This window comes from Rhodococcus sp. JS3073 (assembly GCF_026810085.1).
GTDB classification, from domain to species: Bacteria; Actinomycetota; Actinomycetes; order Mycobacteriales; family Mycobacteriaceae; genus Rhodococcus_F; species Rhodococcus_F wratislaviensis.
Map to the genome: position 1 here is coordinate 24,510 of NZ_CP113951.1, position 21,079 is coordinate 45,588.

Sequence of the window (21,079 nt, forward strand, 5' to 3'; positions counted from 1 at the left end):
CGGTGGAACGCAGATCACGGCAGCCGTTGACGCAGGACCAGCGCGAGGATCAGCCCCGCCGTGGCGGACAGGACACCCAGCACGAGCCAGGGGCGGCTGGCGTCGCCGCGGGTGGTCTCGAAACCGATCTGCTCCTCGAGGGTGTCGTAGACGTCGCGCAGTTCCTCCAGGCTCGAGGCCGTGAAGAAGCTGCCGCCGGAGAGATTCGCGATCTCCCGCAGCGACGGATCGTCGACGGGCACCGGAATGCGTTCGTCCTCGATCTCGACCTTGCCGTAGCTGGTGCCGAACGAGATCGTCGAGATGGGGACGTCCTTGTCCTTCGCCTGCCGGGCCGCGGTGAACCCGCCGCGCGGATCGTCCGGGTTCTCGGGCACCGTCTGCTTGCCGTCCGAGAGCAGCACGATGCGGGCGGGCGGCGCCTGATCACTGCCGCCGAGCACCGCGGCCAGCGTGTCAATCGACTGCAGCGAGGTGAAGATCGCCTCACCGGTGGCGGTCCGCTCGCTCAACTGCAGATTGTCGATCGCGACCTTCGACGCCTCCCGGTTGGTGGTCGGCGACACCAGCACCGACGCCGTGCCGGCGAACGCGACGAGACCGAGGTTGATGCCGGGGGTGAGCCCGTCGGCGAACGACTTCGCGGCGTCCTGCGCCGCGGCCAGCCGGGTCGGTTCCACGTCGGTCGCCTTCATCGACAACGACACGTCGATGACGAGGATCACGGTGGCCCGGTTCCGCGGAACCCGCTTGTCCTCCGTCGGACCGGCCAGCGCCACACTGAAGAACACCAGCGCCAGCACCATGAGCAGCGCCGGAATGTGCCGGGCCCGGCCCGGCCGCGACGGCGCGACTTTCTCGAGGAGAGCGAAGTTGGTGAACCGCAGGGTGTGCTTCTGCCGCTGACGCTGCACCCACACGTATCCCGCGACCAATGCCACGACGACCAGGAGGAACAGCAGCCACCACGGTGAGGTGAACTGGGAAAGGCTCACCGGCGGGACCTCTGGTTCGTCGCGGTCCCGTAACTGTGCTTCCGGGCGGACACGAACCGCACGACATCCGAGATCCAGTCCCGGTCGGTGCGCAGACTGAGCAGCGGGGCGCCGCAGCGCCGCAACGACTGCTCCACCTGCAGGCGGTGCTCGTCCGCGGCCCGCGCGAAGTCGGCGCGCAGTTGCGGTGTGGTCGTGAACTCGCGGGTCCGTCCGGACTCCGGATCGTGCAGCACTACATCCCCTATGTCGGGTAATTCCAGATCTCGCGGGTCGAGCACCTCGACACCGAGTACGTCGTGGCGTCCCGAGATCGCCCGCAGCGACCGCTCCCAGTCGATCGGTCCCAGGAAGTCACTGATGACGACGGCCAGACCGCGGCGACGCTGGGGGCGGCGCAACGACTCCACCGCACCCTGCAGGTCGCCCCGCACCCCGTCCGGGGCGTGCGGGGTGGTCGCGATCTGACGCAGCATCGCCTGCGCGTGGATGCGGCCACCGCGGGCCGGGATCCGGGTGGTCTGGGCGCCGGTCGAGACGATCGCCCCGATCCGGTTCCCGCCGCCGCTGGTCAGATGCGTGACGGCGGCGGCAGCAGCCACCGCGAGGTCCCGCTTCTCGCAGCCGGCGGTACCGAAGTCGAGGCTCGACGACAGATCGACGACGAGCCACGTCTCGAGCTCCCGGTCGGCCACCGACTGCCGGACGTGCGGGTGCGTCGTCCGTGCGGTCACCGACCAGTCCATCTGACGCACATCGTCGCCCGGCTGGTACTCGCGGGCATCACCCGGTTCGGAGCCCGGTCCCGGGATCAGGCCCAGATGGTCGCCGTGCAGCACGCCGTCGAGGCGGCGGCGGACGGTCAGTTCCAGCGTCCGCAGCGCGGCGGACAGTTTGGGATCACGGAGTTCGCCGGAGCGGAACGACGGCGGCGGGCCGGAGCTCTGCGCACCGGCGGTACGCGCACTCACCGTGGCTGGCTCATCGCCGTCGGTCCGGGCACCGACGTGGACGGGACGGGCGGTCCGTGCTGACCGGCGGGAGCCGCCGGGACCGTGGTCGGCTGTGCGGCGATCTGCGGCAGACCCACGGTCTGCAGCACGCGGGAGATGACGTCGTCCGGGCTGACCTCGTCGGCGAGGGCGTCATAGGACAGCACGAGACGGTGACGCAGCACGTCCGGGATCACCTCGAGCACGTCCTGCGGCACCACGTAGTCACGCCCGCGCAGCAACGCCAGCGCCCGCGCCGAGGAGATGATGCCCAGCGTCGCGCGCGGAGACGCGCCGTACGCGATCCAGCCGTCGACCTCGGGCAGACCGAACTCGGCCGGCGTGCGCGTGGCCGCGATGACCCGGACCACGTAGTCGACGAGCGCATGATGCACGAAGACACCGCTCGCGACCTTCTGCAGACGGACGAGCTCCTCCGGATCGAGGACCTGGTGGGGTTCCGGCGCATCGACACCCATCCGGTAGACGATCTCGCGCTCCTCCTCCACCGTCGGGTAGTCGACGAGGATCTTGAACAGGAAGCGGTCGCGCTGCGCCTCCGGCAGCGGGTACACACCCTCGTTCTCGATCGGGTTCTGCGTCGCCATCACCAGGAACGGGTCGGGCATGTGGTACCGCTTGCCGCCGATCGACACGTGCCGCTCGGCCATCACCTCGAGCAGCGCCGACTGCACCTTCGCCGGCGCACGGTTGATCTCGTCGGCGAGCACGAAGTTCGCGACGACGGGACCGAGTTCGGTGTCGAACTCCTCGCGCCCCTGCCGGTAGATGCGCGTACCGATCAGGTCGGTGGGCACCAGGTCGGGGGTGAACTGGACACGCGAGAAGGATCCGCCGACCACCTTCGCGAACGTCTCGACGGCCAGGGTCTTCGCGACACCCGGCACACCCTCGAGCAGCACATGGCCTTTCGCGAGCAGACCGACCAGGATTCGCTCCACCAGCCGGTCCTGCCCGACGATCACGCGCTTGACCTCGTAGATCGCGCGTTCCAGCGTCTGCACGTCGGCGGCGAGACTGGGCGCGACCGTCTTCGTCGTCGCGCTCTGCGTGCCCGCATTCTGTGAGGGTGCATTCGGCGCGGGGACGTTCTGGGGGCCCGATCCGTTGGCGGCACCCCCGTTCTTCACACCTTCGGGAGCGGCCGTCGCGGGCGACTCCTTCCGGGCTGCACCCTCCGATACCGCATCATCACGTGAGGTCACCAAGAATCCACCGCTTTCACCTAGATCGTTCCGCCCGTTCACGTACTTGCTCAACTATTCCAGGTGCAAGCAACCCCCGCCGCAACCAAGCACGATCCGCACTGCGGACTACTTCATCGACATCATGGATCACGACACCATACGGACAGCGTAAGGGGTCATGCCATCCCATCGCACCGGGGAGATCTTGACGACGTCGCCCGACTGGGGAGCCTCGAGCATCTGGTCGTCGCCGAGATACAGGGCGACGTGCTGGCTCGCGTTCGGGCCCCAGAAGATCATGTCGCCGCGCTGCATCTCCTCCGACGGAATCTGCTCCCCCGCGGTGTACTGATAACCGGTGTAGTGCGGCAGGGAGATGCCGATCCCGGCGAACGCGTAGATCATCAGACCGGAGCAGTCGAAACCGACCTTGTTGAAGTCGCCGTAACTGTCGGCGACACCGCCGTCGCGGATGCCGAGGGTGGGACCGTTCTCGTCGCCGCCACCCCACGCGTACTCCACACCGATCTGGGACAGTCCCCGGTCGATGACGGTCTCGATGGCCTCGCTGCCGGTCAGGTCCTCACCGCTGGTCGACGGTTTCGACTTGGGGGTGGACTTGGGCGTGGTCGTCCCGCCGTCGGCGGAGTCCTCGTCCTCCGAGTCGTCCTCGATCGTGGTGTGCGCGCGCTGCCCCGCGGCGAGTTCGGCGGCGCGCTGTCGTGCCGCCTCGTTGGCGGCGACCCGCGCGGCAGCCTGTGTCGCGGCCTCCCGGGCCGCGGCGGCGATGGCAGCCTTCTGCGCGTCCTCGGCGCGTTTCTGCTCCTCCCACGTCGCGTACGCCTCACGTTGCCCCTGCAACCCCGCGACGTTCCCGCGGGCGGCGTCGAGCTGGGCCTGGGCGGCCGCGCGATTGCTCTCGATCTGCGCCTTCTTGGCCGCCTGGTCCTGCAGCGCCGACCGCGCGACCGCGATCGCCTGCTCCGCCAGCGACTTCTTCGACGCGGCCTGGTCGGCGGCCACGTCCGCCTGCTGCTTGGCCTCGCGTGCCGCGGAATCCTTGTTGGCCTGCGCGGTCCGTGCCCGCTGCAGACCCTCGAGCACCGCGTTCTGGCTGGTGGCCAGGAGTTTCAGAACCTGCGCGCGATCGAGGACGTCGCCGGGACCCTGGGCGCCCAGGTACGTCGAGATCGAGGAGACGTTGGTGCCCTGCGTGTAGCTCGACCGGGCGTACTTGTCGAAGTCCTTCTGCGCGAGTTCGATCTGGGCCCCGGCGTCACGCAGAGCCTGCTGCGAGGCCCCGACCACACTGGCCGCCAGATCGGCGGCGCTGCGCGCGTTCTGCAGATCGACCAGGGCCCGGTTCACGTCCTCGCGCTTGATGGCGACCTCGTTGTCGAGCTGGGCGAGCTGCTGATCCGCGGAGGCGACCTGGTTGATCAGTTCGCTGACCTGCCCGAGGCCCGCCGACACCTGGGTCTGGGCCTGCGCGATGTCGTTGTCGGACGGATTCGGCGGCGGGGGTGGTACCGCTGCGGCCAGGCCCGGTGTGCTGCCGACCAGGGCTCCGACGATGCCCAATCCGATCAGGAGGCGCGCTGCGCGAGTGTGCCCGCGGGAGAAGCTACGGTGCCCCACTCCAGCTCGTGCTTGTCGCTTCACAACTCTCTCCCTCGGTTCTGCACCGATCGCGCACACCGCGCCGTGCTCGTCGTGGGGAGAAATTTGCGGCAACCACACCTTCCCGCGCTTCGGCGACACCGACATATACCGGATCGCCGTCACTCTGGACGTCAATCACTAGCCTGCGACACTTCTTCCCCAAGAGCGCCAAATGCACCGTACGACACTTCCGGACTCTATGGAAACTTTAGTCACAAATAACACATGAGTAATTTGACCAGCGGAAATGTCCAACTGTGAATCGTCGGCGCTAATTAGGCGCATCGACGCAGGCAGCGGCCACGCTCGGGCGAATCGTGAAATTGCCGCCGAGTTATCCCGGAAATTCGGGAGGAGTCAGGGCTTCTGTCGCTCGTACGACGTGCCGGCCCCCGCGGCGCTGTCACCCTTTTCCGCGGCGCCGTCGCGAGATACGGACGCCCGGCGCGATTTCGCGAAGAACGTGGCAGCCGACGCGATGACGACGATCGCGACGATGACGGCCGTGAACAGGGCCCACGGAGGTCCCGGCTCGATCACTTCGTCGACGAAGTGATTCGCGGAGACCACCGCATCGCCGGTGTAGGTGCGGTCCTGACCCGATTCGAGCAGGACCCGGCTGATCGAATCGCTGTACGTGCCGACCCAGCTGGGGCTCAGCACCAGGACGGTGCCTCCCTCTTCCGCGCCGACCTCGGTCGCGAGGTCGCGCAGCTGCGAATCGCGGCCGGGATCCTCGTCCAGCACCACGATGCTCAGCTTGATCCCGTGGTCGGCCGCGCGATCGACCACGGCGGCGAGTTCGGTCGCCTCGTCGGACGGCGCCGACACGCCGTCGTCGGACACGTCCGCGACCACGTCGGAGACGTCGAGGTCTTCCGGAAGGTCCGTCGACAACGGGAGCGCCGAATGGACGGGGAGCATGGCACTGGCAGGAAGTGCGGTGGCGATAGGGGCAGGCATCTCTCATCCGGGTTTGCTGTAGGAACGTAAGCCTCGCGTGAACACTACGTGAGGTGTCCCCGAAGTTCCGTTCCGTCTGCGCGCTTCCCGCGTCGGGGTCGAGGAGAATCTGCGAAGGGAACACGCCCCATGCCGACCCGAATTCTCACAGGACAAGCGTACTGTTAGACTATCGGAGGTACCGCGGTAGGGGCCGATTCCGTCATCGCTAGCACTACAGCGCACACGGATCAGCCGTGCCCGCAGTGCCTGCAGCCGTCGACACAGCCCCGTCGGCGGCGACCCTCATAGACGAGTGGAGCTGACGTGAGCACGAGTATTGATTCGTTCGGCGCCAAAGGCACCCTCGAGGTCGGTGAGAACTCCTACGAGATCTTCCGCCTCTCGGCCGTGCCCGGCACCGAAAAACTGCCCTATGCACTGAAGGTTCTCGCCGAGAACCTGCTTCGCACCGAGGACGGCGCGAACATCACCGCCGACCACATTCGCGCCATCGCGAGCTGGGATCCCTCGGCCGACCCGAACGTCGAGATCCAGTTCACGCCCGCCCGCGTGATCATGCAGGACTTCACCGGCGTCCCCTGCATCGTGGACCTCGCCACCATGCGTGAAGCGGTCACCGCACTCGGCGGCGACCCGAACAAGGTGAACCCCCTCGCACCCGCCGAAATGGTCATCGACCACTCGGTCATCATCGACGTCGCTGGCCGCGCCGACGCCTTCGAGCGCAACGTCGAGATCGAGTACTCCCGCAACGGTGAGCGTTACCAGTTCCTCCGCTGGGGCCAGGGCGCGTTCGACGACTTCAAGGTCGTCCCCCCGGGCACCGGCATCGTCCACCAGGTCAACATCGAGCACCTGGCCCGGACGATCATGGTCCGCAACGGCCAGGCATACCCCGACACCTGCGTCGGCACCGACTCGCACACCACCATGGTCAACGGCCTGGGCGTGCTCGGCTGGGGCGTCGGCGGCATCGAGGCCGAGGCTGCCATGCTCGGCCAGCCCGTCTCCATGCTGATCCCGCGCGTCGTCGGCTTCAAGCTGACCGGTGAGATCAAGCCCGGCGTCACCGCCACCGACGTGGTCCTCACCGTCACCGACATGCTGCGCAAGCACGGCGTCGTCGGCAAGTTCGTCGAGTTCTACGGCAAGGGTGTGGCCGAGGTTCCCCTGGCCAACCGCGCAACGCTCGGCAACATGAGCCCCGAGTTCGGTTCCACCGCCGCGATCTTCCCGATCGACGCCGAGACCGTCAGCTACCTCCGCCTGACCGGCCGCTCCGAGGAGCAGCTCGCCCTCGTCGAGGCGTACGCGAAGGAACAGGGCCTCTGGCACGACGCCGACCACGAGCCCGAGTACTCCGAGTACCTCGAACTCGACCTCGGTGACGTGGTTCCGTCCATCGCAGGCCCGAAGCGCCCGCAGGACCGAATCCTGTTGTCGGACTCGAAGAACGCGTTCCGCAAGGACATCCACAACTACGTGGAGGAGCACCACCCCGCGGGTCACTCGCAGCTCGACGAGGCCGTCGAGGAGTCGTTCCCCGCGAGCGATCCCGCCGCCCTGTCGTTCGCCGACGACGGCGCCGTCGACGTGCAGTCGGCCGCCAACGGATCCGAGGGCCGCCCGACCAAGCCGGTCAAGGTTCTGTCCGAGGACAAGGGCGAGTTCATCCTCGACCACGGTGCCGTCGTGATCGCGTCGATCACCTCCTGCACCAACACGTCCAACCCGTCGGTCATGCTCGGCGCTGCCCTGCTCGCCCGCAACGCCGTCGAGAAGGGCCTGTCCGCCAAGCCGTGGGTCAAGACCTCCATGGCTCCCGGTTCGCAGGTCGTCACCGACTACTACAACAAGTCCGGCCTCTGGCCGTACCTGGAGAAGCTCGGCTTCTACCTCGTCGGCTACGGCTGCGCCACCTGCATCGGTAACTCCGGCCCGCTGGACGAGCAGATCTCGCAGGCCATCCAGGACAACGACCTCACCGCCACCGCGGTGCTGTCGGGCAACCGCAACTTCGAGGGACGCATCTCCCCCGACGTGAAGATGAACTACCTGGCCTCCCCGCCGCTGGTCATCGCATACGCCCTCGCAGGCACGATGGACTTCGACTTCGAGCACGACGCCCTCGGCAAGGACGCCGACGGCAACGACGTGTTCCTGAAGGACATCTGGCCCTCGCCCCAGGAGATCCAGGAGACCATCAACTCCTCGATCAGCCAGGAGATGTACGTCAAGGGTTATGCGGACGTCTTCAAGGGCGACGAGCGCTGGCGCGGGCTGCCCACCCCGGAGGGCAAGACCTTCGAGTGGGACGCCAACTCCACCTACGTGCGGAAGCCACCCTACTTCGACGGCATGCCGAAGGAGCCGACCCCGGTCAGCGACATCAAGGGCGCCCGCGTCCTCGCGCTGCTCGGCGACTCGGTCACCACGGACCACATCTCCCCGGCAGGCAACATCAAGGCCGGCACGCCCGCGTCGCAGTACCTGGACGCGAACGGCATCGACCGCAAGGACTACAACTCCTACGGTTCGCGTCGCGGTAACCACGAGGTGATGATCCGCGGCACGTTCGCGAACATCCGTCTGCGCAACCAGCTCCTCGACGACGTCTCCGGTGGCTACACCCGCGACTTCACCCAGGACGGCGGCCCGCAGGCGTTCATCTACGACGCGTCGCAGAACTACCAGGAGGCCGGCATCCCGCTGGTCGTGCTGGGCGGCAAGGAGTACGGCTCCGGATCGTCCCGTGACTGGGCCGCCAAGGGCACCAGCCTCCTCGGCGTCAAGGCCGTCATCACCGAGTCGTTCGAGCGCATCCACCGCTCCAACCTCATCGGCATGGGCGTTGTGCCGCTGCAGTTCCCGGTCGGCGAGTCCGCTGCGTCGCTGAAGCTGGACGGCACCGAGGTCTTCGACATCGAAGGCGTCGAGAAGCTCAACGAGGGTGTCACGCCGAAGACCGTCAAGGTCACGGCAACCCGCGAGAACGGTGAGAAGGTCGTCTTCGACGCGGTCGTGCGCATCGACACGCCCGGCGAGGCCGACTACTACCGCAACGGCGGCATCCTGCAGTACGTGCTCCGCAACATGATCAAGGGCTAGGCGCTACCGCGCCTGTGCGTCATCTCGGCCCACAGGCGCTACGCACCTGCGAATGTTTTCGGCCATGACAGGCACGAAGCGCGCACGACCAGTTTCAGGGGAGCTCCGCTGTCCCGCTCGAGGTGGTCGTGCGCGCTTCGTGCATTCGATGACTTCACACACCGAGGTCCGAAAACACTCACAGGCCGACGAAGGAGGCACTTTGCCCAAGGTCAGTGAAGACCATCTCGCGGCACGGCGCAGTCAGATCCTCGACGGCGCCCGCCGTTGCTTTGCCGAATACGGCTACGACGGCGCCACCGTCCGCCGGCTCGAAGAAGTGACCGGACTGTCACGCGGCGCGATCTTCCATCACTTCAAGGACAAGGACGGCTTGTTCCTGGCGCTCGCCCACGAGGACGCGACCAGGATGGCCGACGTGGTCGCCCACGAGGGCCTCGTCCAGGTGATGCGGGACATGCTCGCCCAGCCCGAACAGTTCGACTGGCTGGGAACCCGGCTCGAGATCGCCCGGCGCCTGCGGAACGATCCCGACTTCCGCAGAAGCTGGTCACAACGGTCGGCGGAACTCACCGAGGCGACCATGGCGCGCCTCGCGCGGCAGAAGTCCGCGGGCCGCCTCCGCGACGACGTCCCGACCGACGTCCTGATCGGCTACCTGGACCTGGTGCTCGACGGCCTCGTCGCACGCATCGCCTCCGGGCACGCCGGCGACAACCTGTCGGCCGTCCTCGACCTCGTCGAGGAATCCGTCCGACGCCGCGACTGACACCGCACTCCCCCACCGACACCGGTCAGGTCTTGCGACGGTGAGCTCCGCCTCGTCCGCGGAGCTCCACCTCGGACTCCGCGAGGATGTTGCGGACGAATCCGTACGATCTCCCCATTTCCCGGGCAAGGGATCGAATACTCGCACCGGCCTGGTAGCGCTCCTTCAGCTCCGCCTGCAGATCGGCGCGCGACGGTCCCGTGATCCGAGCGCTCTTGGCGAAGACCCCGATGTCAGCCATGAACTCCTCCAGTCGGCGAGCGACGGTGGTTTCCACGGTAGAGCCCCGCGACGGCGATATCTACGCGCAGTGCTCAGGCGAGCTGAATCAGTTCCAGGTAGTCCTGCGACCAGTGGTCCTCCGTGCCGTCGGGCAGGAGAATGACCCGCTCCGGGTCGAGCGCCTCGGCCGCGCCCGGGTCGTGCGTCACCAGCACCACGGCACCGGTGTAGCTGCGGAGCGCGTCCAGCACCTGCTCGCGGGAGACGGGGTCGAGGTTGTTCGTCGGCTCGTCGAGCAGCAGAACGTTCGCCGCGGACGACACGAGACCCGCAAGTGCCAGGCGCGTCTTCTCACCGCCCGACAGGGTCCCCGCGGGCTGCTCGAGCTGCGGGCCGGTGAACATGAACGCACCGAGCAGCGAACGCAGCTCCTGCTCCCCCGTGTCCGGCGCCGCGTGGCGAATGTTCTCCCACACCGACGCGTTGTCGTCGAGGGTGTCGTGTTCCTGCGCGAAGTAGCCGATCTTCAGCCCGTGACCGGGGACGAGTCCGCCCGCGTCCGGCGTCTCGACGCCGCCGAGAATGCGCAGGAGCGTCGTCTTACCGGCACCGTTGAGACCGAGCACCACGACGCGTGACCCACGGTCGATCGCGAGGTCCACCCCGGTGAAGATCTCGAGCGAACCGTAGACCTTGGTCAGGTTCTCCGCCATCAGCGGAGTCTTGCCACACGCCGCCGGCTCGGGGAACCGGATCCGGGCCACCTTGTCGGACACACGTTCCGCGTCGAGGTCCGACATCAGCTTGTCGGCGCGCTTCGCCATGTTCTGCGCCGCCACCGCCTTGGTGGCCTTCGCGCCGAGCTTCGCGGCCTGAGCGCGCAGGGCACCGGCCTTCTTCTCCGCGTTGGCGCGCTCACGGCGACGACGCTGCTCGTCGGTCGCTCGGGCGTCGAGGTACTTCTTCCAGCTCATGTTGTACACGTCGGCCTCGCCGCGCACGGCGTCGAGGAACCACACCCGATTCACGACGTCGTTGAGCAGATCGACATCGTGACTGATCACGATCAGTCCACCCTCGTGGTTCTGCAGGAATCCCCGCAGCCAGGTGATCGAGTCGGCGTCGAGGTGGTTGGTCGGCTCGTCGAGCAGAAGGGTCGTGTCCGACCGTCCGCCGCTACCGTCCGACGCGGCGAACAGGATGCGCGCCAATTCGACACGGCGGCGCTGACCACCCGACAGGGTGTGCAACTGCTGACCGAGGATGCGGTCGGCCAGACCCAGGCTGTTGCAGATGCGTGCCGCCTCGCTCTCGGCCTCGTACCCGCCGAGGGCGGAGAAGCGGTCCTCGAGGTTGCCGTACTTGCGCACGGCCTTGTCACGCTCGGCGTCGTCGACGACCTCCGACATCAGGATCTGCTGCTTCTCCATGTCCCGAAGCAACGAGTCGAGTCCGCGCGCGGACAACACTCGGTCCTTCGCGAGGACGTCGAGGTCGCCTTCCTTCGGGTCCTGCGGCAGATATCCGAGATCGCCGGTGCGTACCACGGCACCCGCGTACGCCTCCCCCTCCCCCGCGAGGATGCGGAGGGTGGTCGTCTTGCCGGCACCGTTGCGGCCGACCAGCCCGATGCGGTCGCCGGGCTGTACCCGCAAGGCCGGCCCGGGCGCGGACAGCAACGTCCGTACTCCAGCTCGAACTTCCAGGTCGGTAGCGGTGATCAACAAGACTCCTAGGAAAATGACGCTCGCGTTGAATGAGGAAAACTGCGCAATGGACACACGAACCAGCAATTTTACCCGACTGCCGGCGACTCGGAACACGCCTGCCAGTGATCCCGCTAACGTTCGCCGCCGTAAACGCCCCCGGTAGGCCCGGTCCCCTGCGTCGAGGCGTGATCGAGGGTGTGGCGTGTGGTCGTGAGGTGGCGGTGATGGTGACCGCCGGTGGTTCGTCCTGACAGGAGCAAGCAAGAAATTCGGAGAACTATAATGTTCCGTCACGGCCCGACTCATTCACCACCCTCGGACCCGGCGTCCGGTGGAGCCGGGAAGCCCGGCCGGCACCTTTCCGAAATCGGAGGCGCGTTCACGTTCCCGCACCCGCCCAACTGCTTCTCGCTCACCTCTCGCGCTCCCCCGCCGCCAGGCCGACCCGGCGGCGGCACCCCGCTCCCCTGATCGGGGATTGCGGTGGTGTGTTCACGGGGTTCGGGACCTGTGGGGTGTGTCTCCACTACCCCGGGCGCCGGGGCGACACAAAAGAAATTCGGGAAACCTGCGCGTTCCGTCAGCGTCCGATCGTGGAACCTGGCATGTCTCCGGCCGACAACTCCCGGCCGTGACAGGCTTGCGGCGTGACAGCTTCCCCTCGTCCAGCGATCTGGGACGTCGCGATCGTCGGCCTCGGGCCTGCCGGCCGCGCCCTCGCCCACCGGGCCACGGCTCTCGGTTCGACGGTCGTCTCGGTCGACCCGCTCCCCCGTAGATCGTGGACCGCGACGTACGCAGCCTGGGAAGACGAGCTCCCCGACTGGCTCCCTCGGGACGCCGTCGTGACGAGAACTCCTCGCCCGACAGCCTGGACGACACGTCGCCACACCATCGATCGCACATATTGCGTTTTAAATACATCAGTACTGCAATCAATACTCAGCAGCGAATGCGGAACAGTTCTCGCAGGTAGAGCCATCGACCTCTCCCCCACCTCCGTCCAACTGGACGACGGCTCGACCCTGAAGGCACACGTCGTCGTCGATGCCCGCGGCACCGGCGACAGCCCCGACCTCGCCCAGCAGACGGCGTACGGCGTCGTGGTGGACCCCGCCACCGCCGCACACGCGCTCGCCGGCGAGCGCTCGGTCTTCATGGATTGGCGCCGCGACAACGGCACGTCGCCGTCGGACTCGCCGTCGTTCCTCTACGGCGTGCCGCTCTCACGGGAACGGTTTCTGCTCGAGGAGACGTGCCTCGTCGGTCGCCCCCCACTCCCGATCTCGGAGCTCGCCACCAGACTCCACGACCGGCTACGACAGCGGGGCGTCACCGTGCCGTCCCATTCGGACGTCGAGAGGGTCCGATTCGCCGTCGAGCCACCACCCGAGGCCGGTCGTGCTCACAGCTCGGATCAGGTGCGGTTCGGGGCCCGAGCCGGGTTGATGCACCCCGGAACCGGCTACAGCGTGGCGGCGTCGCTCCTGTGCGCAGATGTTCTGGCCCGCGATCTTCGTGACGGTTCGAACGCCCGACTGTGGCCGTGGAAGGCCCGCACCGTCGCGTCGCTGCGATCGGTCGGCCTTCGCGTCCTCCTGAATCTGGATGCGGAGCACGTCCCCGAATTCTTCGAGCATTTCTTCGATCTGCCGCCACAACTCCAGGCGGCATATCTGTCCCAGCGGTCGAATCCGCGCGGAACCCTGTCGGCAATGGGCCGGATGTTTCGAGCGTCCTCCGGCGATATCCGCAGTGTGATTCTCCGTTCGACGCTGCGCCGGGAAGTTCGATGAACTGTCGCGCGAACGCGAAAAGGAGACCATCATGGAACGCATGCGGTCGATATGGAAGGGCTCGATAGCGTTCGGACTCGTGAATGTGCCGGTCAAGGTCTATTCGGCAACCGAGGATCACGACATCAGATTTCATCAGGTCCATGCCAAGGACGGCGGCCGGATCAAATACAACCGCGTCTGCTCCGAATGCGGCAACGTCGTCCAATACGCCGATATCGACAAGGCCTACGACTCCGACGACGGCGTGCGCGTGGTGTTGACGGACGATGATTTCGGGAAACTGCCCGCCGCCGAGAAACACGAGATTCCCGTTCTGCAGTTCGTGCCGACCGAACAGATCGACCCCATTCTGTTCGAGAAGAGTTACTTCCTCGAACCGGATTCCAGCTCTCCGAAGGCCTACGTCCTACTCGCGACAGCCCTCGAGAACAGCGACCGTACAGCCCTCGTCCACTTCACCCTCCGGCAGCGCACCCGACTGGCCGCGATGCGTTCACGGGACGGGGTGCTCGTAATCCAGACGCTGCTGTGGCCGGACGAGGTACGGGCGGCGGAATTCTCCTCACTCGACGGCGTCGACAAACCGAAGGCGAAGGAACTCGCGATGGCCGAGACGCTCGTCGACAGCATGGCCGACGACTTCGACCCCACCGAATTCACCGACGACTACCAGGTGCAGTTGCGGGAACTGCTGGACGAGATGATCGAGTCCGGCGGCAAGAAGGTCATCCCCGTCGCCGAGGTCGAGAAGAGCGGCGAGGACGCCGAAGTGGTCGATCTGGTGGCCGCACTGCAGCGCAGCGTCGACGCCGCCGGAAAGAAGGCCGCACCGGCCAAGAAGAAGCCGGCGAAGAAGGCACCGGCCAAGAAGGCCGCCTCGAAGTCGTCCACCTCGGAACGCAAACGCGCCTGAACCGACGCGGAGGGGCTCGGCGAGATGATTCTCGCCGAGCCCCTCCGCGTTACCAGTGGTGGGTGGTCAGACCGTGAAGCCGAGCGCGCGCAACTGCTCGCGTCCGTCCTCGGTGATCTTGTCGGGGCCCCACGGCGGGAGCCACACCCAGTTGATCTTCAGTTCGTTGCACAGACCGCTGCGCACGAGCGCGCCCCGCGACTGGTCCTCGATGACATCGGTCAGCGGGCAGGCCGCCGACGTGAGCGTCATGTCGAGGGTCACGACGTCCTCTTCCTCGGTGATCCCGTACACGAGACCGAGGTCGACGACGTTGATGCCGAGTTCGGGATCGACGACGTCGCGCATCGCCTCCTCGAGCTCCTCGAGGCGTTTCGGGTCGGTAATAGCACCCGACGCGGCGGTGGCGGTCTCGCCGCCCTGGTCGGCCGTCGCCTGCTCCGGAACGGCCGTGGCGTCCGCCTCCGGCGTCTGCGTCTCGCTCATGATGCCTGTCCTCCGATTCGAGCTGGTTCGCCGTCTGCTGTCGGAACGGCCGAATCCTGTTCGTCCACAACACGGTCGTCCACTATCTGAACAACCGCGTCCTTGAATGCCATCCATCCCAGCAACGCGCATTTCACACGCGCCGGGTACTTCGAGACGCCGACGAAGGCGATGCCGTCCCCGAGGACGTCCTCGTCCCCCTCGACGGTACCGCGGCTGCTGACCATTTCATTGAACGCGGCAACGGTCTGCAGGGCCTGCTCGACGGGCATACCCACCACCTGATCGGTGAGCACCGACGTCGACGCCTGGCTGATGGAGCAGCCCTGGCCGTCGTACGACACATCCACCACGGTGCCGTCGTCGGAAAGCTGCACCCGCAGCGTCACTTCGTCACCGCACGTGGGATTGACGTGGTGGACTTCGGCGCCGAACGGTTCACGCAGGCCGCGGCCGTGGGGATGCTTGTAATGATCCAGGATCACTTCCTGGTACATCTGTTCCATTCTCATGCAGGAACCTCCCCGAAGAACTCCTGTGCACGCCGCACGGCTGCCGCGAGAGCCTCGACCTCGTCGATCGTGTTGTACAACGCGAACGACGCCCTCGCCGTGGCCGCGACACCGAAGCGGCGGTGCAGGGGCCAGGCGCAGTGGTGGCCGACGCGGATGGCGACTCCCTCGTCGTCGAGGATCTGCCCGAGATCGTGGGCGTGGATTCCGTCGACCACGAACGACACGGCCCCGCCGCGGTCCTCGGCGGTCGTGGGTCCGATGATGCGCACGCCGTCGATGGCACCGAGCGCTGCCAGCGCCGCCTCGACCAGGGTGTGCTCGTGCGCGGCGACCGCGTCCATCCCGATCTCTTCGAGATACCGGACCGCGGCACCGAGCCCGACCACCTGCGACGTCATCGGGACGCCGGCCTCGAACCGCTGCGGGGGCGGCGCGTAGGTGGTGCGTTCCATCGTGACGGTCTCGATCATCGAACCACCGGTGATGAACGGCGGCATAGCGTTCAGCAGTTCGCGGCGGCCGTACAGGACACCCACCCCGGACGGACCGAGCATCTTGTGCCCCGAGAAGGCTGCGTAGTCCACACCGAGCGCGTGGAAGTCCACCGCCATGTGCGGGACGGACTGGCATGCGTCGAGTACCACCAGCGCACCGACCGCGCGGGCGCGGCGCACCAACTCCTCGACGGGTGCCACCGCCCCGGTGACGTTGGACTGGTGGGTGAACGCCACGACCTTGACAGCATCGGTCAGCTCGAGCGAATCGAGATCGATTCGGCCGTCGTCGGTGACGCCGTACCAGCGCAACGTCGCACCGGTGCTGCGCGCAAGTTCCTGCCACGGCACGAGATTGGCGTGATGCTCGAGTTCGGTGATGACGATCTCGTCACCGGGGCCGAGGTGCCGCTCGAAGCGATCGTCGCCGAGGACGTGGGTGACGAGGTTCAGGGACTCCGTCGCGTTCTTGGTGAACACGAGTTCGTCGCTGTCGGCGCCGACGAACGCGGCGATCGCCGCACGTGCGTTCTCGTACGCGTCCGTGGCCTCTTCGGCCAGCTGGTGAGCGCCCCGGTGCACGGCCGCGTTACAGGTGGTGAGGAACTCCCTCTCGGCGTCGAGCACCTGATTCGGGCGCTGAGACGTCGCGCCCGAATCGAGGTACACCAGCGGTTTTCCGTCGCGAACCGTCCGCGCCAGGATCGGGAAGTCCTCCCGGATCCGGGTGACGTCGAATACGCGCACCGAGGTGGTCATCTGCGTTTATGCTCCTTGCGTTGCTGCAGCCTGGGTGAAGCGCTCGTAGCCGTTCGCCTCGAGCTCGTCGGCCAGTTCCGGTCCGCCCGACTCGACGACACGACCGCCGACGAACACGTGGACGTATTCCGGCTTGATGTACCGGAGGATGCGCGTGTAGTGCGTGATCAGCAGGATTCCGCCGTGCTCGCGTTCCTTGTACTTGTTCACGCCCTCGGAGACGACGCGCAGGGCGTCGACGTCGAGACCGGAGTCGGTCTCGTCGAGAATCGCGATCTTCGGCTTCAGGAGACCGAGCTGCAGGATCTCGTGGCGCTTCTTCTCACCGCCTGAGAAACCTTCGTTGACACTGCGCTCGCCGAACGAGGGGTCGATGTCCAGCTCGGTCAGCGCTTCCTTCACTTCCTTCACCCAGTGGCGGAGCTTCGGGGCCTCGCCACGGACTGCGGTGGCCGCGGTGCGCAGGAAGTTCGACATGGAGACGCCGGGGACCTCGACGGGGTACTGCATTGCGAGGAACAGTCCCGCGCGGGCGCGCTCGTCGACGCTCATCTCGAGGACGTCCTCACCGTTGAGGGTGATGGAGCCCGAGGTGATCTGGTACTTGGGGTGACCCGCGATGGCGTACGACAGCGTCGACTTGCCGGACCCGTTGGGTCCCATGATCGCGTGGGTCTCGCCGGAACGAACCGTCAGGTTCACACCCTTGAGGATGTTGATCGGTTCGGCGTTCTCGTCGGTGTTCGCGACGTCGACGTGCAGGTCCTTGATTTCCAGGACCGAGGTTTCGGGGGTGGAAGCGTCAGGGGTAGACATTGTGATCCTTCGAAGAAATGGGAAGTAATGGTCCGGCGGCGTGGGTCACACGCCGACTGCGGCGAGTTCGGCCTCGACGGCCGCCTCGAGACGCTCGCGAATCTCGGCGACGGCGATCTTGTTGATGATCTCGTGGAAGAACCCGCGCACGACGAGTCGCCGTGCCGCGTCTTCGGGGATTCCACGGGCGCGCAGGTAGAACAACTGCTCGTCGTCGAATCGACCCGTGGCGCTGGCGTGGCCGGCACCCACGATCTCACCGGTCTCGATCTCCAGGTTCGGAACCGAGTCCGCGCGTGCACCGTCCGTGAGGACGAGGTTGCGGTTCAGCTCGAACGTGTCGGTTCCCTCGGCCGCGGCGCGGATCAGCACGTCGCCGATCCACACGGTGTGGGCGTCGGGCTTTCCCGAATTCGGATCACCCTGCAGGGCGCCCTTGTAGACCACGTTGGACTTGCAGTGCGGCTGGGAGTGATCCACCAGCAGCCGCTGCTCGAAGTGCTGTCCGGCGTCGGCGAAGTACAGGCCCAGCAGTTCCGCGTCGCCGCCCGGGCCGTCGTACTTCACGGTCGCGGACAGGCGCACGACGTCGCCGCCGAGGCTGACCGCGTTGTGCCGCAGCACCGCGTCACGGCCCAGCCGCGCGTGATGCGAGGCGACGTGCACGGCGTCGTCGGCCCAGTCCTGGACGGCGACCACGGTGAGGCGGGAGCTGTCGCCGAGAACGAATTCGACGTTCTCGGCGAACGTGCCGCTACCGCGCTGGTCGATGACGACGGTCGCCTTCGCGAAGGCTTCGAGCCGGATCTGCAGGTGCCCGAAGGCGACCTTGTCCTCGCCCGGGCCGGTCACGGTGATGTTGATCGTCTCGGCGACCTCGACCTCACGGCCGACGGTCACGACGGTGGCCGTCTCGAAACCCGAGTAGGCCTGCGCGGCCACCCGATCGGCGGGGACGCCGGCCTTGCCCAGCCGGTCGTCGTCACGCCCGACGGTCTCGACCCGGACGGAGTCCGGACCGGCGACGTCGACGGTGACCGTGCCGTTCGCGACAGCCGTTCCGTCGTGCAGTCCGCGGAGTCGGCGCAGCGGTGTGAACCGCCAGACCTCGTCACGACCACCCGGGATCTCGAAGGCGTTGACGTCGAACGAGGTGAAGACCTCACCCTTGTTCTTGATCGGCGAGCCGGTGGCGGTCCGCGCTATCCGCGGATTCTCGCCTGCGACGGCTCCCGCGACTCCGAGATTCTGGACACCAGTTTCTGGCGTGGTCACTAACCCACCGCCCCTTCCATCTGCAGTTCGATCAGGCGGTTCAGTTCCAGGGCGTACTCCATCGGGAGTTCCTTGGCGATCGGCTCGACGAAGCCGCGCACGACCGTGGCCATGGCCTCATCTTCGGTGAGCCCGCGGCTCATCAGGTAGAACAGCTGGTCGTCGCTCACCTTCGAGACGGTGGCCTCGTGGCCCATGGTCACGTCGTCCTCGCGGATGTCGACGTACGGGTAGGTGTCCGAGCGGCTGATCTGATCGACCAGCAGCGCGTCACACTTGACCGTCGACTTGGAACCGTGAGCGCCCTTGTTGACCTGGACGAGTCCGCGGTAGGACGCGCGTCCGCCGCCCCGGGCCACCGACTTGCTGATGATGGTCGACGACGTGTACGGCGCGAGGTGCAGCATCTTGGCACCGGTGTCCTGGTGCTGGCCCTCACCGGCGAATGCCACGGAGAGAACCTCGCCGCGGGCGTGCTCGCCCATCATCCAGACGGCCGGGTACTTCATGGTGACCTTGGACCCGATGTTGCCGTCGATCCACTCCATGGATCCGCCGGCTTCGACCTTGGTGCGCTTGGTGACCAGGTTGTAGACGTTGTTCGACCAGTTCTGGATGGTCGTGTAGCGGCAGTGACCGCCCTTCTTCACGATGATCTCGACGACCGCGGAGTGCAGGGAGTCCGACTTGTAGATCGGCGCCGTGCAGCCCTCGACGTAGTGCACCGAGGCGCCCTCGTCGACGATGATCAGGGTCCGCTCGAACTGGCCCATGTTCTCCGTGTTGATGCGGAAGTAGGCCTGCAGCGGAATGTCGACGTGAACGCCCGGCGGAACGTAAATGAAGGAGCCACCCGACCACACCGCGGTGTTCAGCGCGGAGAACTTGTTGTCGCCGGCCGGGATGACCGTGCCGAAGTACTCCCGGAACAGCTCGGGGTGCTGCTTCAGACCGGTGTCGGTGTCGAGGAAGATCACGCCCTGCGCCTCGAGGTCTTCACGGATCGAGTGGTAGACCACCTCGGACTCGTACTGAGCCGCGACACCGGCGACGAGGCGCTGCTTCTCGGCCTCGGGGATGCCCAGCTTGTCGTACGTGTTCTTGATGTCCTCGGGCAGGTCTTCCCAGCTCTCGGCCTGCTTCTCGCTCGAGCGGACGAAGTACTTGATGTTGTCGAAGTCGATGCCCTCGAGGTTCGATCCCCAGTTCGGCATCGGCTTCTTGTCGAAGGTCTTCAGCGCGCGCAGGCGGATGTCGAGCATCCAGTCCGGCTCGCTCTTCTTCGCCGAGATGTCGCGCACGACGTCTTCGGACAGACCGCGCTGTGCACTGGCACCGGCCTCGTCGGAATCGGACCAGCCGTACCCGTAATGCCCGAGTGACGCGATGGTCTCTTCCTGCGTGAGCGGCTCGGCGTTGGCCGACGCAGTGGATGTCACCTGGTCTGATGTGACGGTCATGCGAGCTCCTTCCGGAGTCTTGTTACGAGACCGGCGAGGGCTGGTCGCCGGTGGAATACAGGTTGCTGACTAGGGGATCTATCGGGAGAGCGTTGTTATTTGGGACCGGACGGTGGGACGAGTGGAACGTGGGTGGTGCATGCGCAGTCACCGTTCGCAATGGTCGCGAGCCGCTGGACGTGGGTGCCGAGCAGTTGGGCGAACGCTTCCTGCTCGGCTTCGCACAGTTCCGGGAATTCTTCGGCCACGTGTGAGACCGGGCAGTGGTGCTGGCAGATCTGCACGCCGTTGCCGACCGGGCGCGTCGATGCCGCGAATCCGGCGGTGGTGAAGGCGTCGGCGATGGCGTCGGCGGTGTTTTCGAGGCCCTCGGCGCTCTGGTCGGCTGCCGGGGTCACGTTTCCGACGATCGCCTGGACTCGGCGACGCGCGAAATCGGTGATCGCGGCGTCTCCCCCGACCTCCCGCAGTTGACGCATGGCCGCGCCGGCGAGGTCGTCGTACGCGTGTCCGAGCCTGCCGCGGCCCTTGGCGGTGATCTGGAAGTATTTGGCGGGACGTCCCCGTCCGCGGTGACGCACGGCGACGGACGACGCCTCGCGCGCCTCTCCGGATTCCAGGAGCGCGTCGAGGTGTCGACGGACACCGGCGGCACTCAGACCGAGGCGGGTTCCGATTTCCGACGCGGTGATCGGCCCCTCCTCGAGGAGGAGCTTCACGACGGCAGCGCGGGTGTGGCCTTCGTGGCCGACGGCGACGGGTGACGCGGTTTCGACAGGCGCCGCCGAGGAAGGCGCGTGAACTGCGCTTTCCTTCGTTGCACGTGGTGTCGTTTCCGTTTTCACAACACTAGTGTGACGGAATTCGGATCGCAGGTCTACTAAGGGTGCCCTGCCTTACACCTGTGATTATGTGCTGTCGCCGCTCGGGA

At 66.7% G+C, this 21,079-nt stretch carries 18 protein-coding genes; 4 read left to right on the forward strand and 14 right to left on the reverse strand.

The features are described 5' to 3' along the window. Positions 1-14: 14 nt before the first annotated feature. From OYT95_RS00130 to OYT95_RS00150, 5 genes are all read right to left on the reverse strand, one after another. A complete protein-coding gene (locus OYT95_RS00130; RefSeq protein WP_009480477.1) occupies positions 15-995 on the reverse strand; it encodes a VWA domain-containing protein in 981 nt (326 codons plus the stop codon). Beyond that, positions 992-1,966 carry a DUF58 domain-containing protein gene (locus tag OYT95_RS00135; RefSeq protein ID WP_268790568.1) on the reverse strand — a complete coding sequence of 325 codons (975 nt, stop codon included), beginning with the start codon at positions 1,964-1,966 and terminating at the stop codon, positions 992-994. Before OYT95_RS00135 ends, OYT95_RS00130 begins: the two co-directional genes overlap by 4 nt. Further along, positions 1,963-3,138, reverse strand: coding sequence for an AAA family ATPase (locus OYT95_RS00140; RefSeq protein ID WP_037237754.1), 1,176 nt, complete (start codon positions 3,136-3,138; stop codon positions 1,963-1,965). The genes OYT95_RS00135 and OYT95_RS00140 overlap by 4 nt, the downstream gene beginning before the upstream one ends. Before the next feature lie 204 nt (positions 3,139-3,342). Further along, positions 3,343-4,833: an NlpC/P60 family protein gene (locus tag OYT95_RS00145; RefSeq protein WP_174233836.1), complete on the reverse strand. Its 1,491-nt coding sequence runs from the start codon at positions 4,831-4,833 to the stop codon at positions 3,343-3,345. A 381-nt stretch (positions 4,834-5,214) separates the two neighbouring features. Then, positions 5,215-5,820 (reverse strand): Rv1476 family membrane protein, encoded by a 606-nt coding sequence (locus OYT95_RS00150; protein WP_037237760.1) that lies wholly within the window; start codon positions 5,818-5,820, stop codon positions 5,215-5,217. A gap of 306 nt (positions 5,821-6,126) precedes the next feature. Here OYT95_RS00150 and acnA point away from each other — a divergent pair, with 306 nt between their 5' ends. Both acnA and OYT95_RS00160 read left to right on the forward strand, forming a co-directional pair. After that, complete coding sequence (gene acnA / locus OYT95_RS00155; RefSeq protein ID WP_128638646.1) at positions 6,127-8,931, forward strand: aconitate hydratase AcnA; 2,805 nt, start codon at positions 6,127-6,129, stop codon at positions 8,929-8,931. A 202-nt stretch (positions 8,932-9,133) separates the two neighbouring features. Next, positions 9,134-9,700, forward strand: a complete 567-nt coding sequence (locus OYT95_RS00160; RefSeq protein ID WP_009480470.1) for a TetR/AcrR family transcriptional regulator — start codon at positions 9,134-9,136, stop codon at positions 9,698-9,700. A 25-nt stretch (positions 9,701-9,725) separates the two neighbouring features. On the opposite strand, the gene OYT95_RS00165 is transcribed toward OYT95_RS00160, so the two are convergent. Both OYT95_RS00165 and OYT95_RS00170 read right to left on the reverse strand, forming a co-directional pair. Beyond that, positions 9,726-9,941 carry a helix-turn-helix domain-containing protein gene (locus OYT95_RS00165; RefSeq protein ID WP_005255033.1) on the reverse strand — a complete coding sequence of 72 codons (216 nt, stop codon included), beginning with the start codon at positions 9,939-9,941 and terminating at the stop codon, positions 9,726-9,728. A 73-nt stretch (positions 9,942-10,014) separates the two neighbouring features. Next, positions 10,015-11,646 (reverse strand): ABC-F family ATP-binding cassette domain-containing protein, encoded by a 1,632-nt coding sequence (locus OYT95_RS00170; protein ID WP_007300669.1) that lies wholly within the window; start codon positions 11,644-11,646, stop codon positions 10,015-10,017. A 632-nt stretch (positions 11,647-12,278) separates the two neighbouring features. Here OYT95_RS00170 and OYT95_RS00175 point away from each other — a divergent pair. Together OYT95_RS00175 and ku are read left to right on the forward strand one after the other, a co-directional pair. Then, the gene (locus OYT95_RS00175) at positions 12,279-13,427 is read left to right on the forward strand and encodes a lycopene cyclase family protein (RefSeq protein WP_268790569.1); all 1,149 of its coding nucleotides are present in this window, start codon (positions 12,279-12,281) and stop codon (positions 13,425-13,427) included. Between the two features lie 40 nt (positions 13,428-13,467). After that, positions 13,468-14,343 carry a non-homologous end joining protein Ku gene (gene ku, locus OYT95_RS00180; RefSeq protein ID WP_442972578.1) on the forward strand — a complete coding sequence of 292 codons (876 nt, stop codon included), beginning with the start codon at positions 13,468-13,470 and terminating at the stop codon, positions 14,341-14,343. 66 nt (positions 14,344-14,409) lie between these two features. On the opposite strand, the gene OYT95_RS00185 is transcribed toward ku, so the two are convergent. The 7 genes from OYT95_RS00185 to OYT95_RS00215 form a co-directional block, all read right to left on the reverse strand. Continuing rightward, positions 14,410-14,829: a metal-sulfur cluster assembly factor gene (locus OYT95_RS00185; RefSeq protein WP_009480466.1), complete on the reverse strand. Its 420-nt coding sequence runs from the start codon at positions 14,827-14,829 to the stop codon at positions 14,410-14,412. Further along, positions 14,826-15,341 (reverse strand): Fe-S cluster assembly sulfur transfer protein SufU, encoded by a 516-nt coding sequence (sufU, locus tag OYT95_RS00190; protein ID WP_037237770.1) that lies wholly within the window; start codon positions 15,339-15,341, stop codon positions 14,826-14,828. Before sufU ends, OYT95_RS00185 begins: the two co-directional genes overlap by 4 nt. Next, positions 15,338-16,597, reverse strand: a complete 1,260-nt coding sequence (locus OYT95_RS00195) for a cysteine desulfurase (RefSeq protein ID WP_037237772.1) — start codon at positions 16,595-16,597, stop codon at positions 15,338-15,340. Before OYT95_RS00195 ends, sufU begins: the two co-directional genes overlap by 4 nt. Before the next feature lie 6 nt (positions 16,598-16,603). Beyond that, entirely contained in the window at positions 16,604-17,413 is an 810-nt protein-coding gene (gene sufC / locus OYT95_RS00200; RefSeq protein ID WP_005255023.1) for a Fe-S cluster assembly ATPase SufC, read from the reverse strand. Between the two features lie 45 nt (positions 17,414-17,458). Further along, positions 17,459-18,688, reverse strand: coding sequence for a Fe-S cluster assembly protein SufD (gene sufD / locus OYT95_RS00205; protein ID WP_268790571.1), 1,230 nt, complete (start codon positions 18,686-18,688; stop codon positions 17,459-17,461). Beyond that, positions 18,688-20,148 (reverse strand): Fe-S cluster assembly protein SufB, encoded by a 1,461-nt coding sequence (gene sufB / locus OYT95_RS00210; protein ID WP_009480461.1) that lies wholly within the window; start codon positions 20,146-20,148, stop codon positions 18,688-18,690. The genes sufD and sufB overlap by 1 nt, the downstream gene beginning before the upstream one ends. Positions 20,149-20,243: 95 nt before the next feature. Continuing rightward, positions 20,244-20,993: a helix-turn-helix transcriptional regulator gene (locus OYT95_RS00215; RefSeq protein ID WP_281272459.1), complete on the reverse strand. Its 750-nt coding sequence runs from the start codon at positions 20,991-20,993 to the stop codon at positions 20,244-20,246. Between the last annotated feature and the right edge of the window lie 86 nt (positions 20,994-21,079).

Coding starts and splice junctions, on each gene's coding strand:
- OYT95_RS00185 (WP_009480466.1), bottom strand. CDS start 14,829: ATGAGCGAGACGCAGACGCCGGAGGCGGACGCCACGGCCGTTCCGGAG.
- sufB (WP_009480461.1), bottom strand. CDS start 20,148: ATGACCGTCACATCAGACCAGGTGACATCCACTGCGTCGGCCAACGCC.
- sufC (WP_005255023.1), bottom strand. CDS start 17,413: ATGTCTACCCCTGACGCTTCCACCCCCGAAACCTCGGTCCTGGAAATC.
- sufU (WP_037237770.1), bottom strand. CDS start 15,341: ATGAGAATGGAACAGATGTACCAGGAAGTGATCCTGGATCATTACAAG.
- ku (WP_442972578.1), top strand. CDS start 13,468: ATGCGGTCGATATGGAAGGGCTCGATAGCGTTCGGACTCGTGAATGTG.
- OYT95_RS00150 (WP_037237760.1), bottom strand. CDS start 5,820: ATGCCTGCCCCTATCGCCACCGCACTTCCTGCCAGTGCCATGCTCCCC.
- OYT95_RS00195 (WP_037237772.1), bottom strand. CDS start 16,597: ATGACCACCTCGGTGCGCGTATTCGACGTCACCCGGATCCGGGAGGAC.
- OYT95_RS00165 (WP_005255033.1), bottom strand. CDS start 9,941: ATGGCTGACATCGGGGTCTTCGCCAAGAGCGCTCGGATCACGGGACCG.